General features: G+C 64.4%; 9 protein-coding genes. 6 read left to right on the top strand and 3 right to left on the bottom strand.

The genetic code is table 11. The features are described from left to right. Positions 1 to 168: 168 nt before the first annotated feature. A complete protein-coding gene (locus tag AB4Y40_RS08085; protein WP_368687477.1) occupies positions 169 to 1,308 on the top strand; it encodes a porin in 1,140 nt (379 codons plus the stop codon). Between the two features lie 79 nt (positions 1,309 to 1,387). Here AB4Y40_RS08085 and AB4Y40_RS08080 read toward each other — a convergent pair whose 3' ends face one another. Beyond that, the gene (locus AB4Y40_RS08080; protein ID WP_051481482.1) at positions 1,388 to 1,687 is read right to left on the bottom strand and encodes a hypothetical protein; all 300 of its coding nucleotides are present in this window, start codon (positions 1,685 to 1,687) and stop codon (positions 1,388 to 1,390) included. Positions 1,688 to 2,083: 396 nt separating this feature from the next. Here AB4Y40_RS08080 and AB4Y40_RS08075 point away from each other — a divergent pair, with 396 nt between their 5' ends. The 3 genes from AB4Y40_RS08075 (at position 2,084) to AB4Y40_RS08065 (ending at position 6,757) form a co-directional block, all read left to right on the top strand. Then, positions 2,084 to 3,424 carry a 2-hydroxycarboxylate transporter family protein gene (locus tag AB4Y40_RS08075; protein WP_368687476.1) on the top strand — a complete coding sequence of 447 codons (1,341 nt, stop codon included), beginning with the start codon at positions 2,084 to 2,086 and terminating at the stop codon, positions 3,422 to 3,424. Between the two features lie 107 nt (positions 3,425 to 3,531). Continuing rightward, positions 3,532 to 5,397: an ATP-binding protein gene (locus AB4Y40_RS08070; RefSeq protein ID WP_368687475.1), complete on the top strand. Its 1,866-nt coding sequence runs from the start codon at positions 3,532 to 3,534 to the stop codon at positions 5,395 to 5,397. Beyond that, on the top strand, positions 5,387 to 6,757 hold the full coding sequence (locus AB4Y40_RS08065) for a sigma-54-dependent transcriptional regulator (RefSeq protein WP_368687224.1): 1,371 nt from the start codon (positions 5,387 to 5,389) through the stop codon (positions 6,755 to 6,757). The genes AB4Y40_RS08070 and AB4Y40_RS08065 overlap by 11 nt, the downstream gene beginning before the upstream one ends. Before the next feature lie 5 nt (positions 6,758 to 6,762). On the opposite strand, the gene AB4Y40_RS08060 is transcribed toward AB4Y40_RS08065, so the two are convergent. Together AB4Y40_RS08060 and AB4Y40_RS08055 are read right to left on the bottom strand one after the other, a co-directional pair. After that, entirely contained in the window at positions 6,763 to 7,200 is a 438-nt protein-coding gene (locus AB4Y40_RS08060) for a hypothetical protein (protein ID WP_368687223.1), read from the bottom strand. 235 nt (positions 7,201 to 7,435) lie between these two features. Next, positions 7,436 to 9,358 (bottom strand): hypothetical protein, encoded by a 1,923-nt coding sequence (locus AB4Y40_RS08055; protein ID WP_368687222.1) that lies wholly within the window; start codon positions 9,356 to 9,358, stop codon positions 7,436 to 7,438. A 642-nt stretch (positions 9,359 to 10,000) separates the two neighbouring features. Between AB4Y40_RS08055 and AB4Y40_RS08050 the strand changes: the two genes are divergently transcribed. Both AB4Y40_RS08050 and AB4Y40_RS08045 read left to right on the top strand, forming a co-directional pair. Further along, complete coding sequence (locus AB4Y40_RS08050) at positions 10,001 to 10,894, top strand: LysR family transcriptional regulator (RefSeq protein WP_368687221.1); 894 nt, start codon at positions 10,001 to 10,003, stop codon at positions 10,892 to 10,894. A gap of 94 nt (positions 10,895 to 10,988) precedes the next feature. Then, positions 10,989 to 12,947 carry an aconitase family protein gene (locus AB4Y40_RS08045; protein ID WP_368687220.1) on the top strand — a complete coding sequence of 653 codons (1,959 nt, stop codon included), beginning with the start codon at positions 10,989 to 10,991 and terminating at the stop codon, positions 12,945 to 12,947. The last annotated feature ends 11 nt before the right edge of the window (positions 12,948 to 12,958 follow it).

Raw genomic sequence — 12,958 nt, 5'->3', positions numbered from 1 at the left:
TTGCGGTATTAGTGGATGTACTTAGGAATACCCATCGTTCGTGAAAGAATCGCGAAGGATTCACCTCTCTACTATTCGTCTCACCCGCTGATTCACACGGCTCGCCGCAACCGGTGAGTGATGGCAGCGGGTCCATGAAAACTTCCAACGAAGTACCCCCTGGAGACGATCTTGAAGAGAAAACAACTTGCTGTCGCTGCGGTTGGCGCGACTTTCGGCGCACTCGCGGCGAGCGGCGCACACGCGCAATCGAGCGTTCAACTCTACGGCCTCATCGACCTGAGCGTACCCACGTATCAATCGCACGCGGACGCCAACGGCAATCACGTGATCGGCATGGGTATTGCCGGCGAACCGTGGTTCAGCGGCAGCCGCTGGGGCTTGAAGGGCGCCGAAGACATCGGCGGCGGCACGAAGGTGATCTTCCGGCTCGAAAGCGAATACCGCGTGAGCGACGGCCAGATGGAAGACCCGGGCCAGATCTTCGACCGTGACGCATGGGTCGGCGTGGAAGACGAGCGCTTCGGCAAGCTCACGGCGGGCTTCCAGAACACCATCGCGCGTGACGCCGCGGCCATCTACGGCGACCCGTACGGCAACGCGAAACTCACGACGGAAGAGGGCGGTTGGACCAACGCCAACAACTTCAAGCAGATGATTTTCTACGCGGCGAGCGCAACGGGCACGCGTTACGAAAACGGCCTGGCGTGGAAGAAGGTCTTCGATAACGGTATTTACGCGGCAGCGGGCTACGCGTTCGGCAATTCGACGAGCTTCGGCAATAACGCGAACTATCAGTTCGCACTCGGCTACAACGCCCCGACGTGGACGGCCTCGACCTTCTATAACCACGTGAACCGCGACGGCAACACGAACCAGGCGTTCTCGGTCGGCGGCAACTACACGATCGGCATCGTGCGCGCCAATGCGGGCTATTTCCGCTACTGGGGCAATCAGGGAGCGCTCGGCCAGCGTCAGGACAATGCGTGGACGGTCTCGTTCAAGCTCGTGCCGAAGGGCGCGCTCGACTACGAACTCGGCTATCAGCAAATGCGCACGCACAACGCCGCGTATAACGTCGATGGCGATATTCCGAACGCCAACATCGGCGCATTCGATCCCACGAGCGGGCTGCACAACGGCTTCAAGGAAACGCTCTACGGCTCGATCTTCTATCACCTGTCCAAGCGCACCGAAGTGTATCTGGCAGGCGACTACATGAAGCTGCACGGCGGCTACACGGTGGGCACGACCTTCGGTGCGACCAACCAGGTCGAAGTGACGACGGGCGTGCGCACGCGCTTCTGATCGGTCTTCTCACCCAACTTCGCAGCACGCGGGGCTCGATTCGTCAGGCGAATCGAGCCCCGCGGTGCTTTCTGCGGCCTCAACCCGCGTCCACGCAGGCAACGCTCGGCGCCGTATAGGCAGAGGGATAAGGCGATTCCGGTCCGCTCACGAGCCTCAAACGCTGCGTGGCGAGGACATCGGCTTCCACCTGCTCGCGACGCGTGAGCGCCGCCGTTTCGCCGGCGGGCTGTGATTCGTTCACGCTGCAAAGCAGATTCCTTCCGCTCGATAACTGCACGGGGGTCTGGTAAGCCGAACCCGGCGGCGCGGCCAGCGCGCCAGCACTCCACAGCGCCGCGGCGCAAACGACGGCGCATCCTGGCAAGACGATTTTCATGGCTCGCTCCTCACATTGCGGTGATCCATCTTCTGCCAACGATCGGCGTCGTTCCAGAGCGAATTCTGAAAATCACTCTTGCCATGCGCTCAACGGTCGGGCCGAGTGGCAGGCCGAGATTTCAGCCTGCGGCTCGGGCCGATTCTGAAATCTCGGATCGGTGACGGATTCGAGTTGAGGGCGTTCCGGAAACGTCCATATAAATCAACGGGTTGCGGATCATTCGGGACGCCGGCGCGCGCTGGCACGGCTACTGCTTTATAGAGGCCCGGCGGCCTATCCCTCGATAGTCCGCAGCCCTCATTAAACAAGCACCGGAGACGCGACGCAGTCCGGTCGCGAAAACGAAGGAGACATCCCGTGCAGAACAGTGCATCCGCATCCGCCGCCTCGCAAGTGACCCAGGCGGTCCCCGAGTCATCCCCGACGACGCAAACCCGCTTCTGGCCCGAAGGCTGGTGGAAGCTGATGGAAATTCGCATCGGCATCATTCCGCTGCCGATCTACGTGATCCTGTTTGCGCTGATCGCGGGCTTCGCGGTCACCGGCAAGGTGCCCGGCGAGATCTCGATGGCCATCGCCGTGCTCGCTTTCTGCGGCTTCACGTGCGCCGAACTCGGCAAGCGCCTGCCGCTGTTGCGCAATATCGGCGCGGCGGCGATTCTCGCGACCTTCGTGCCCTCGGCGCTCGTGTACTACCACGTGCTGCCCACGCCCGTGCAGCACCTCACGGTCGAGTTCACGAAGCAGACCAACTTCCTCTATCTCTTCATCGCCTCGATCATCGTCGGCAGTATTCTCAGCATGGACCGGCGCGTGCTGATTCAAGGCTTCCTGAAGATCTTCATTCCGCTGGCGGCCGGCACGGTGGCGGCGACCATCGTGGGCACCGCGGTCGGCGCGGCGCTCGGTCTCGGCGTCAAGCACACGCTGCTCTACATCGTCGTGCCGATCATGGCCGGCGGTGTGGGCGAAGGCGCGATTCCGCTTTCCGTGGGCTATTCGGAAATCATGCACGTCGCGCAAGGCGACCTGTTCGCGCAGGTCTTGCCGCCCGTGATGCTCGGCAGCCTCATGGCGATCATCCTTTCGGGCATGCTCGACATGCTGGGCAAGCGCATGCCGCATCTCACCGGCAACGGCCGTCTGCAAGTCGGCGCGACCGATGAACTGGCGTCGTCGGACGACGAAGCCCGCGGGCACGTGGACGTGAGCCACATCGCCGCGGCCGGCATCACGGCGATCACGCTGTACCTCATCGGCCTGATGGCGAACAAGCTGTTCGGCCTGCCCGCGCCGGTGGCGATGCTGTTCCTCGCCGTGCTCGTGAAGCTCGCGCGTGCGGTTTCGCCGCCGCTGCAGGAAGGCGCGTTCGTGGTCTACAAGTTCTTCTCGACCGCGGTCACCTACCCGCTGCTGTTCGCGATCGGCGTGGCGATGACACCGTGGGACAAGCTCATGGCCGCGTTCACGCTCGTCAATGTCGTGACGATCGCCGCGACCGTGGTCACGCTCATGGGCACGGGCTTCGTGGTGGGCCGCCTGATGAAGATGTACCCTATCGACACCGCAATCGTGAACGCGTGCCACAGCGGCCAGGGCGGCACCGGCGACGTGGCGATCCTCACCGCCGCGAACCGCATGCAGCTCATGCCGTTCGCGCAGATCGCCACGCGCATTGGCGGCGCCATCGTCGTGACCGTGACGCTCATCCTGCTCGCGCACTTCGGCGCATGACGCGCCGTTGCGCGCGCCTTCGCGATCGTGGCGCCGGTGCACCCGGCGCGCGGTATCCGCTGAACCCGCCGTCTGGCGGCAGCCAATCGACGAGGGCGAACGTGCAGATGCGTTACAAGGGCATTCCATGGTGGGGATGGGCGGCGGCGGCCGTGCTGTATGTCGGTGCGGCCGCCGCCGCGGTGGAGTTCGCATGGAACCGCGCGATCGACGCGCTGGCCGACGTCGGCGAGCATCGGCTCGATCTCTACGCGGCGAGCCTGAAAAGCGAGCTGGGACGCTTCGAGATGGTCCCCGCGCTCGTGGCGCGCCAGGACAGCGTGCGCGCGTTGCTCAAGGCGCCGCCCGCTGAAGCGCACGGCATGCTGCCCGCGGTCGATGCCTATCTCGAAGCGGTCAACAGCGATGTTGGCAGCGGCGCGGTAGACGTGATCGACGCGCAGGGCACGGTGGTCGCCGCGAGCAACTGGAATCAGCCGGTCAGCTTCGTCGGCACCAACGTGTCGTATCGCCCGTACTTCAAGGACGCGCTCGCGCAGGGCCGCGGCCGCTTCTTCGGCATCGGCACGAACACCGGCATTCCGGGGCTGTACTTCGCGAGTGCGATTCACGACGGCGACACGGCAATCGGCGCGGCGGCGGTAAAGGTCAGCGTCGACGCGCTCGAATCCGCGTGGCGCACGCCTGGCGAGGCCGCCATCGTCGTCGACAGCAACGGCGTGATCGTGATCTCGACCCAGCCCGAATGGAAATTCAGCGCCATGCGTGCGATGACCGAGCCGCAGCAGCGCGACATCCAGGCGTCGCGCCAATACGCGGGCCGCATCGTCGAGGCGCTGCAATATCGGCGCGTGGGCGACTGGAATGACAACGCGTGGATCGGCCTCTTTCCCGACCTGCGCCGCGCGGGCCGCACGGCCCGCTTTCTCGTGATGTCGCGCCCCGCGCCGCAAGGGCAGGACACGATCATGGTGCTGCTCGACACGGCGGGCGCGCGGCGCCAGCAACGGCTCGCATTCGCGTTCGTCACGGGCGTGTTTCTGATCGCCGCGCTCTACGCGCTGTATGCGGTGCAGCGCCGCCGCGTGATCGTGGAGAAGCTCAAGGCGCAAGAAGCGTTGCGGCGCGCGAACGACCAGCTGGAAACGACCGTGGCGCAGCGGACCGCCGCACTCACGCAAGCGAACGCGCAGATGCAGCGCGAGATCGCCGAGCGCGAACGCACCGAGCAGCGCCTGCGCGCCACGCAGCAGGAGGTCGTGCATGCCGGCAAGCTGGCGGTGATCGGCCAGATGGCGGCGGGGCTCACGCACGAACTGAACCAGCCGCTCGTCGCGATCCGCACGCTCTGCGACAATGCGCGTACCTTCTTCGAGCGCAATCAGAGCGCACAGGCGATCGCCAATCTCGAGCGCGTCGGGCGTCTCGTGGACAGCATGGCGGTGCTCACGAGCGAGCTGAAGGCGTTTGCGCGCAAGCCGGAAGTGGAGCGCGTGGCGGTGTCGCTTGGCGAAGCCGTCGCGCATGCGCGGCTCATCTACGAGTCGCGCATCCGCGACGAAGCGGTACGGCTCGATGTGCGCATCGCGCCAGGCACGACGGTGTATGCGGAGTCGAGTCAACTGCAACAGGTGATCGTCAATCTGCTCGGCAATGCGCTCGACGCCGTGCGCGACGCGAGCACGCGCGCGATCGCGATGGAGGCAGGTGAGCCTGACGCACAAGGCCGCGTGCGCTTCACGGTCGAGGATAGCGGCCCCGGCATCGCGCCGGATGTGCTGGCGCACCTGTTCGAGCCGTTCGTGACGACCAAGCCGCGCGGGCAAGGCCTCGGGCTCGGGCTCGCGATCACGTCGCGCATCGTCGAAGGCTTTGGCGCGAAAATCACCGCAACGAATGGCGACGAAGGCGGAGCCCGCTTCACGATCGAATTCGCGGCAGCCGAGCCGCAAAGGACAGAACATGGCAGATGAGATTCGCGTGCTGGTCGTCGAGGATGACGAGAACGTCCGCATCGGCGTCGAGCAGGCGGTGGCGCTGGCGGGCTTTCCGGTGAACGCCTATGCGTCTGCCGCCGATGCGTATGCCGACATCGCGCCGGGCGCGCCAATCGTGATCGTCTCCGACGTGCGCATGCCGGGCATCGACGGCCTGCAACTGCTCGATCACGTGATGGCGATCGACCCGCAGATTCCAGTGCTGCTGATCAGCGGGCATGCGGACATATCGACCGCGGTCAGCGCGATGCGCGTGGGCGCCTACGACTTCATCGAAAAGCCCTTCTCCTCCGATGTGATCGCGGGCCGCGTGGCGCGCGCGGTCGAGAAGCGGCGGCTCACGCTCGAAGTCGAGGGCCTGCGCGCTTCGCTGCACAACTGGCAGGGCATCGAGGCGCTGGTGCTCGGCAAGTCGCCGGCCATGGCGGAGGTCCGCAAGAAGATTCTGCGTCTCGCGGATACCTCCGTGTCGGTGCTGATCACGGGCGAAACGGGCACCGGCAAGGAACTGATCGCACGCAGCCTGCACGACTTCAGCGCGCGGCGCGACGCGCATTTCGTGGCGCTCAATTGCGGCGGTTTGCCCGAGCAGGTGTTCGAGAGCGAACTGTTCGGTCACGAGGCGGGCGCGTTCACGGGCGCGATCAAGAAGCGCGTCGGCAAGATCGAATGGGCGAATGGCGGCACGCTCTTTCTCGACGAGATCGAAACGATGTCGATGCCGCTGCAGATCAAGATGCTGCGCGTGCTGCAGGAGCGCGTGGTCGAGCGCCTCGGCGCAAACGAGCTGATTCCGGTGGATTGCCGGATCGTTGCCGCTTCGAAGGCCGATCTCGCCGAAGTGTCCGCGGAAGGAGGCTTTCGCGCCGACCTGCTGTACCGGCTGAACGTCGCGCAGATCGAATTGCCGCCGCTGCGCGAGCGCCGCGAGGACGTACCGCTGTTGTTCGAGCATTTCGTGCTCGCGGCGGCGCGGCGCTTCGGCACGCCGGCGCCGGTCGTGACGGCTGCACAGGTCTCCGAACTCATGACGCACGCGTGGCCCGGCAACGTGCGCGAGCTGCAGAATGTCGCCGACCGCTTCGTGCTCGGGCTGACCGGCGACAGCCTGCTCTCCGCGGGCGCGGCTACCGTGAAAGGGGAGACGCTGGCGGACCAGCTAGCGTATTTCGAGCGGATGCTGATCGAGAACACGCTGCGCCGCCATCACGGCAACGTCGCCCAGGCGAGCGAGGAGCTTGGGATGCCGAAGAAAACGCTGTATCACAAGCTGCGTCAGCTGAAGATCGCGGATCGCGACTCGCAGGGCGACGACAAGGACGAGAAAGACGTCTAACCGGACTAGTTGGTGCGGTACGTGGTCGTCGACGATTGCAGCTTCGTGAGCGCGCCGTTTTTGAGCCGGAACCAGCCCTCCGAGCCTTGCATCACGACTTCGTCGGGTTGCCAGAATACGCGCTTGATCGTCATGCGCGTGGTCACACGCTGCACGAGCGGCGGATTGTGGCGAAAGTCATACAGCACCGGCCCGTAGGCGGTCTGCACGAGCATGCGCGTAATCGTGCTGTTGTCGTGGCCCACTTCGTCGAAATGGGCGAGCGTCTTCGCGTCGAAGCGGTCGAAGACATCCTTGCCGAGGACCGCCACGAAGTCGCGGTCGTCGCGCACGAATTGCACCGTGCCTGCGGGGGTGGCGAACGAGCCGGTCGCGTCGCTTTGCGCATGGGCGCAGGTCACGAACGAGGCGGCGGTAAGTGCGGCGAGTAACAGTCGTTTCATGTTGCTTTCCAGTGGGTTCGCAGCATTTTCGTTCATTTCTGCCGCTGCGTCGAAAATTTGGGCATTCGGAAGCGCGGTGTCGTCTCACGCGAGGGTTCGGACAAGCGTGCCCCGCACGCGGTAAACGGAAGAGGCGCCCGGCCCGCGGAACAATGTCCGCGGGCCGGGCGCCTCAGGGTACGGCGTTTTCGTGCGACCAGGCGGCCGCCCGGTTCGCTCAGTTCGGTAAGTTCGCTCAGTTCGGCACGTAGCCCGTGGGCAGCGTCGCATTGGCGCTGGCCACCGAAGCGTTCTGCGAAATCACATACACCGGCGATTCGGTCAGGCTCAGCGCGACCTTGCCGTTGGTGTAGCTCTTCGTCGTCGGATTGCCCATTTCGTCGAGCACGGTGACCGTGCCGCTCGTGCCGGGTGCATCCACCGCGAGGCTGTAGCCGACGCTATAGGTCGAGCTGTAGCCGGCGCTCGCGCTCCACACGCTGTTGTTGTGCGTCCAGAGGGCCGTGATGACCGCGCCGTTGTTGAGCTGCTGGAACGCGTAGGCGTAGACACCCGAAGGCGTCTTCTTCACCGGACCAAGCGTGTTGGTGCCGTCGAGAATACGCGTCATCGCCGCGACGGACATCGCCGCAGGCTTCGGGCTGATGTTCTGCGCGCCATACTGACCCTGTGCGTCGGCGAGATCGAAGAACGTGCCGTAGCCCACGAGGCCCGGGAAGTCCGCACCGTAGAAGATCCAGGTTTGATCAGCGCCTTCGCCCAGAATGATCAGGTGGCTGCGGGCCACCACTGCGCCTTGTGCGTACAGGATATTGCCGGTCGGATAGTTGGGACCGTACGACGAACCGTTGTCGTAGCTGATGCCAAGCTCCGTGCTGAACAGCTTCATGCCCGGCTTGTAGTCAGCCGCCATCTCGCTGCGCAGCGCACGCATTTGCCCCATCAGCGAGCCGGACGCGTTGGCCGGATCGGTTTCCTGACGCTCGGGCGGGAACGAAGGCGAGCTGCCGTTGATGTCGTAGTAGCCGTGCGTCGTCACGCCGTCGATGTCCTGCGCGTAGCCGAGCGGCGCGAGGGCCTTGAGGTGATCGGCGGTGCCGGACGGCGCCGTATCGGTCGGCCCCATCACGACTGCATGCGGATCGGTCGAGTGAATACCCTGATAGACGGCCTGATAGAGCTGCACGAATTGGGTGTCATTGCCTTGCCATTGGGCGTCCGGTTCCCAGGTGAGCTGGTAGTAGTTCGACGCCTGCTTCGGAAAGTAAGTCGTCCGAATGAGGTTCGATTCCGTACCGATCCGGCTCATGTAGTTCTGGTAGTACGAGAGGTTGCTCGGCGGCAGGGCTTCGTCCTCGAACGCGCCGGTCGGGCTCGCCCAGGCGGGAATGCCGTCCAGACGCACGAGCCGCATCACGTTGCCCGCGGTGTAGAACGGGTCGAGGTTGTTGGCGTTCGGGTTGAAGGTGTTGGGGCCGTTCGCCTCCATGTTGTACAGCTCGCGGTGGTCATAGGTCCACGAGATGCCGAGCGAGGAGAGCACCGACGTGTTGTCGTCTTCGCCTTGCATGCCGAAGCGGTGCAGGTCCTGATGCGGATACGTCACCGTCGGCACGATGCCGGCCAGATTGGGCAGCACGCCGAAGGTCGCGGTGCCGGCGGGGCGGGTGCCCAGCTCGGGGAGCTGACCGCCGGCGGTGGCGAGCTTGGCGGTCACGGAAAAGTAGCCTGCGAGCGTCGACGTGCAGCTCAGCGTGGTGGTCACCGGGCCTGCCGTCACGCGCAGGCTGCCGCTCGTCACCACCTTGCCCAGATGGTCGCTGATCGACCAGTTCACCGTGTCGGCTGCGGGTGCATTGGTGGTGAATGCGAGGGGAAACGCCGCGCCCGAGGCGAAGATACGGCCGCTCTGCGTGGTCGGCGTATCGACGCTCACCAGCTCGCTGCCGGAGCTCGCGCTCGACTTCACGGCGGAGCCGCAGTGCAGCGTGCCTCGCGTGGTGGTGGCCGCATTCGCGATGGCGTCCGCAGCAGTCGCGTCACTCGCGCTTTGTGTCGTGGCCGAGGCATTGGTCGCTTCCGTGCCGGAGCTTCCGGAACCGCCGCCGCACGCCGCGAGGAATAGCGACGACGACAGCAAGAGATAGAAGAGTTTCATCGATCGAAGAAAAAAGACAAAACGACGCCCAGCCGGCGACGGCGCGCGATGCGCGCTCAGATGCTGGCTAAGGTCTGAAGAATGAGATTTAACGGACGCTGGACAACGGCTCGATGAGCCCTGCGCCCGCTACGTGCGCCGCTCGGCCCGCGCCAATGCGCGAACCTGCGTATCTGTCTATTGCTTTCGCGCGGGTAAATATTGCGCCCTCGCTACGGCTGCCTCGTCGGGAATTTCGACCCTGCGCTGGATCCCTGAAGGAGGGGAGACGTGCGCAATTTTTTCGGACGAAGATTACGAAGTCACTGCTTGAAGTCAGACGCGCGGCGGATATTACCGATAATTCCCCCTGGCATGTGAAAATCAGACGTAACAAAATGTCACACGAATTGTCTCCAGTTTCAATTACCGAAACTTAGTCAATTTCCGCCAATAGCAAGGTATTAATTACATCAAATCAATGAGGTAATGCTTACTGCATGAATTGCGTGTTTCGCCTGCTATTGCCCGCAATATCGGCAGTTCTGGGATGGTCTGAAGTGCGCGAACGTAATTAATTCTTTGGTCTATATTTCCCTTTTAATTTCCTTTCTGATTTATTCGGGTCGGACGTTAATTGACTCTGCTGATATTATTGCGGCCATGCGAATCGATCCCTATAGCCTCGAGCTGTTCATTTCGGTGGTGGAGGAAGGCTCCATTGCGCGAGCGGCCAGCCGCAATCACATCGCGCCTTCGGCTCTGAGCCGCCGCATGGCGGATCTGGAAGCGGCGATGGGGCTGCCCTTGCTCATTCGCTCGTCGTCGGGCGTCGAGTTGACCGAGGCGGGCCGTCACGCGTTTTCGCGCGCGGTGGCGGTGCACGACCAGTTGCAGTCGCTGGCGCGCGAAGTCCAGTCGCTCAGCGGCGAGGTGGCGGGTGTGGTGCGCCTGTTCGCCAACGCGTCCGCCATCGTTGGTTTTCTGCCGGAGCGGCTCAAGGTCTTTCAGGCGCGCTACCCCCTTGTGCAGATCGCCCTGACCGAACAGATCAGCGACGAGGTCGTGCGGGCCTGCATGGAAGATCGCGCGGACGTGGGGATTTCCGCGAGCGCCAGGATTCCTGGCGGGCTGGATTCGTGGCACTTCGCCGACGACCCGCTCATGGTCGTGCTGCCGCCCGAGCACGAGCTGGCCGCCATGTCCGCACTCACGTTCAAGGACGTGCTGCGTTTTCCGCTCGTGGCCCTGCAGGCGGGCGGCTCTCTCGACCAGATCCTCAAGGAGCGCGCCGCCGCTGCGCGCGTGCCGCTCAAGATTCCGGTGACGGTCAACAGCTTCGACGCCCAATGCCGCATGGTCGAGGCGCGGCTCGGCATCGGCATCGTGCCGACCAGTGCGGCCTCGGCCTTCGCGGGCTCGCAGGGGTTCGTGCGCCGGCCGCTCGACGAGCCCTGGGCGACGAGCCGCAGTCTGCAACTGCACGCGTTGCGCAAGTCGCCGCGCCTGCGGGCCGTGCAAGCCTTGATCGACACGCTCGTCCAGCGCGAGGGTTAACGAGGGCATCGCGAACGGCGATGCCCCCTTTGCCGATCGAGCACTTCATCGCGCCGCCCGGCGCCGTCAAGATTTCCCCTCAAGGAGAAATTGGATGGCAACACTGGAATTGACTGGGCGCGTACTGTTTCTTTGCAATGACCCGGAGCAGGTCGAGCGGCAATTGAACGGCGCCGATCTGCAAGGCGTCACGCCGGACGCATTGAGAGACGACGTCTCGACCGACGAGATCACGCCGATGAGCGTACTCACGCGCTTCGACGAGCGCCTCGGCCGCGTGCCCTACCTTGGCTTTCAGGCCGGCGGGCGCAATCCTGTTGGTATGGATTCCGTACGAAATGGCGGATTCAGCGTGACAGTGGCCGGCAATCGCTACGGCAAGGGATCGTCGCGCGAGCACAGCCCGCTGGCCGAATTCCGTGCGGGCATCCGGCTCGTCATCGCGCGCAGTTTCGAGCGCATTTATCGACAGAACGCCGACAACATCGGCCTGTTCACGTCGACCGACTTCGGGCTGATCGAGCGCATCCAGCGCGGCGAACCGGTCGACATCGAAGAGCTGGTTGCCTCTCGCGACGGCCTCGCGGCGTCGATTCTGCGCGGCGGCGGATTGTTGAGATACGGCGCGCAATCCATGCGGCAGATTGCGCATGCCACGCATCGAGCACAGAACCCGCCGTTTACGTTCGCACTGAAAATCCTCGCGCGCCATGTCTTGCGCACGGAGCGCACGGGCGAATCGCTCACGCCGGGCGCGGGCGTTTTCGTGCGTGCGGACTGGCGTTTCATCCACGAGTACTACACGGGCATGGCAGCGCACATGCTGCATGCCGCGTTCGGCAAGCCGCTCTCGCTGCACGATCCCGAAACCCTACTCGCGTTCGAAGACCATCTTTCGTATGCGCATAAGAGCGAGCTGCATGTGCGCAATGGACTATTGCCCGATGTGCGCGAGCTTTCGGCGGCGCACCGGCAATTCGCGCACGACTACGGTTTGCGCATTCACGGCTATTTGAGCGAGCTGGACGGCGGCATCCGCGAAGGCTCCGAAGGCATTTCGCACGCGATGATGGCTGAACGCTATGCCCTGCCGGGGCAGGTCGTCGTCGGTACCGATTCGCATACGCCGCATAGCGGTGCGCTCGGGTGTCTGGCGTTCGGCGTGGGTACCACCGACATGGCGAATGCGTTCGTGACGGGCGCGGTGCGCATGGCGGTGCCGCAGTCGCTGCGCGTGAATTTTCACGGTCCTGTTCCCGCGGGCGTGACGGCGAAAGACCTCGTGCTGCACCTGCTCGCGCAGCCCGGCATTCGCGCCGGCGCGGGCGTGGGAAAAGTGTTCGAGTTCGCCGGCTCCGCGATCGAGCGATTGAGCACTGACGAGCGCACGACGCTCACGAACATGACGGCGGAACTGGGTGGCTTCACGGGCATCGTCGCGCCCGATGAAGAAACCGTGCGTTTTTTGCGCGAGCGGCGCGGCATCGAATTCGCCATCGAGCCGTGGATGCGCAGCGACCCGGACGCTGTGTATGCCGAAGTCATCGACATCGACTGCGCTCACGTCTCGCCCATGCTCGCCGCGCCTGGCGACCCCGGCAACGGCATCGCACTGCATGAACTCGAAGCGAGGCCGCGCATCGACATCGCCTATGGCGGCTCGTGCACGGCGGGCAAGCGCGAAGACTTCGACTACTACCACGACGTGCTGGCGTGGGCAGCGGCGCGCGGCCTACGCGTGCCCACAGACGTGAAGCTCTACCTGCAATTCGGCACGTCCGACGTGCGCGACTATTGCGTGCGGCGCGGCTATATCGCGGCCTTCGAGCAGGTGGGCGCCATACTGCTGCAGCCCTCATGCGGTGCGTGCGCCAATTGCGGACCGGGGGTTTCCGTCGACGCGGGCCAGGTCACGATTAGCGCGATCAACCGCAATTTCCCGGGGCGCTCGGGGCCTGGCCGTGTGTGGCTCGCGAGCCCGCCGACAGTCGCGGCGAGCGCGCTCGCGGGAGAGATCGCTTCATTTGACGAATTGAAAGCGCGATATCCGTAAGCCACGTGCCA

The organism is Paraburkholderia sp. EG287B, assembly GCF_040965595.1.
Taxonomy (GTDB): Bacteria; Pseudomonadota; Gammaproteobacteria; order Burkholderiales; family Burkholderiaceae; genus Paraburkholderia.
Note: the sequence above shows the minus strand (reverse complement) of the source record. Positions and strands in the feature narration are given on the sequence as shown.

What these genes read in the sequence shown, in the direction of transcription:
- AB4Y40_RS08060 (WP_368687223.1), bottom strand. Translation starts at nt 7,200, where the DNA reads ATGAAACGACTGTTACTCGCCGCACTTACCGCCGCCTCGTTCGTGACC.
- AB4Y40_RS08050 (WP_368687221.1), top strand. Translation starts at nt 10,001, where the DNA reads ATGCGAATCGATCCCTATAGCCTCGAGCTGTTCATTTCGGTGGTGGAG.
- AB4Y40_RS08080 (WP_051481482.1), bottom strand. Translation starts at nt 1,687, where the DNA reads ATGAAAATCGTCTTGCCAGGATGCGCCGTCGTTTGCGCCGCGGCGCTG.
- AB4Y40_RS08055 (WP_368687222.1), bottom strand. Translation starts at nt 9,358, where the DNA reads ATGAAACTCTTCTATCTCTTGCTGTCGTCGTCGCTATTCCTCGCGGCG.
- AB4Y40_RS08045 (WP_368687220.1), top strand. Translation starts at nt 10,989, where the DNA reads ATGGCAACACTGGAATTGACTGGGCGCGTACTGTTTCTTTGCAATGAC.
- AB4Y40_RS08065 (WP_368687224.1), top strand. Translation starts at nt 5,387, where the DNA reads ATGGCAGATGAGATTCGCGTGCTGGTCGTCGAGGATGACGAGAACGTC.
- AB4Y40_RS08070 (WP_368687475.1), top strand. Translation starts at nt 3,532, where the DNA reads ATGCGTTACAAGGGCATTCCATGGTGGGGATGGGCGGCGGCGGCCGTG.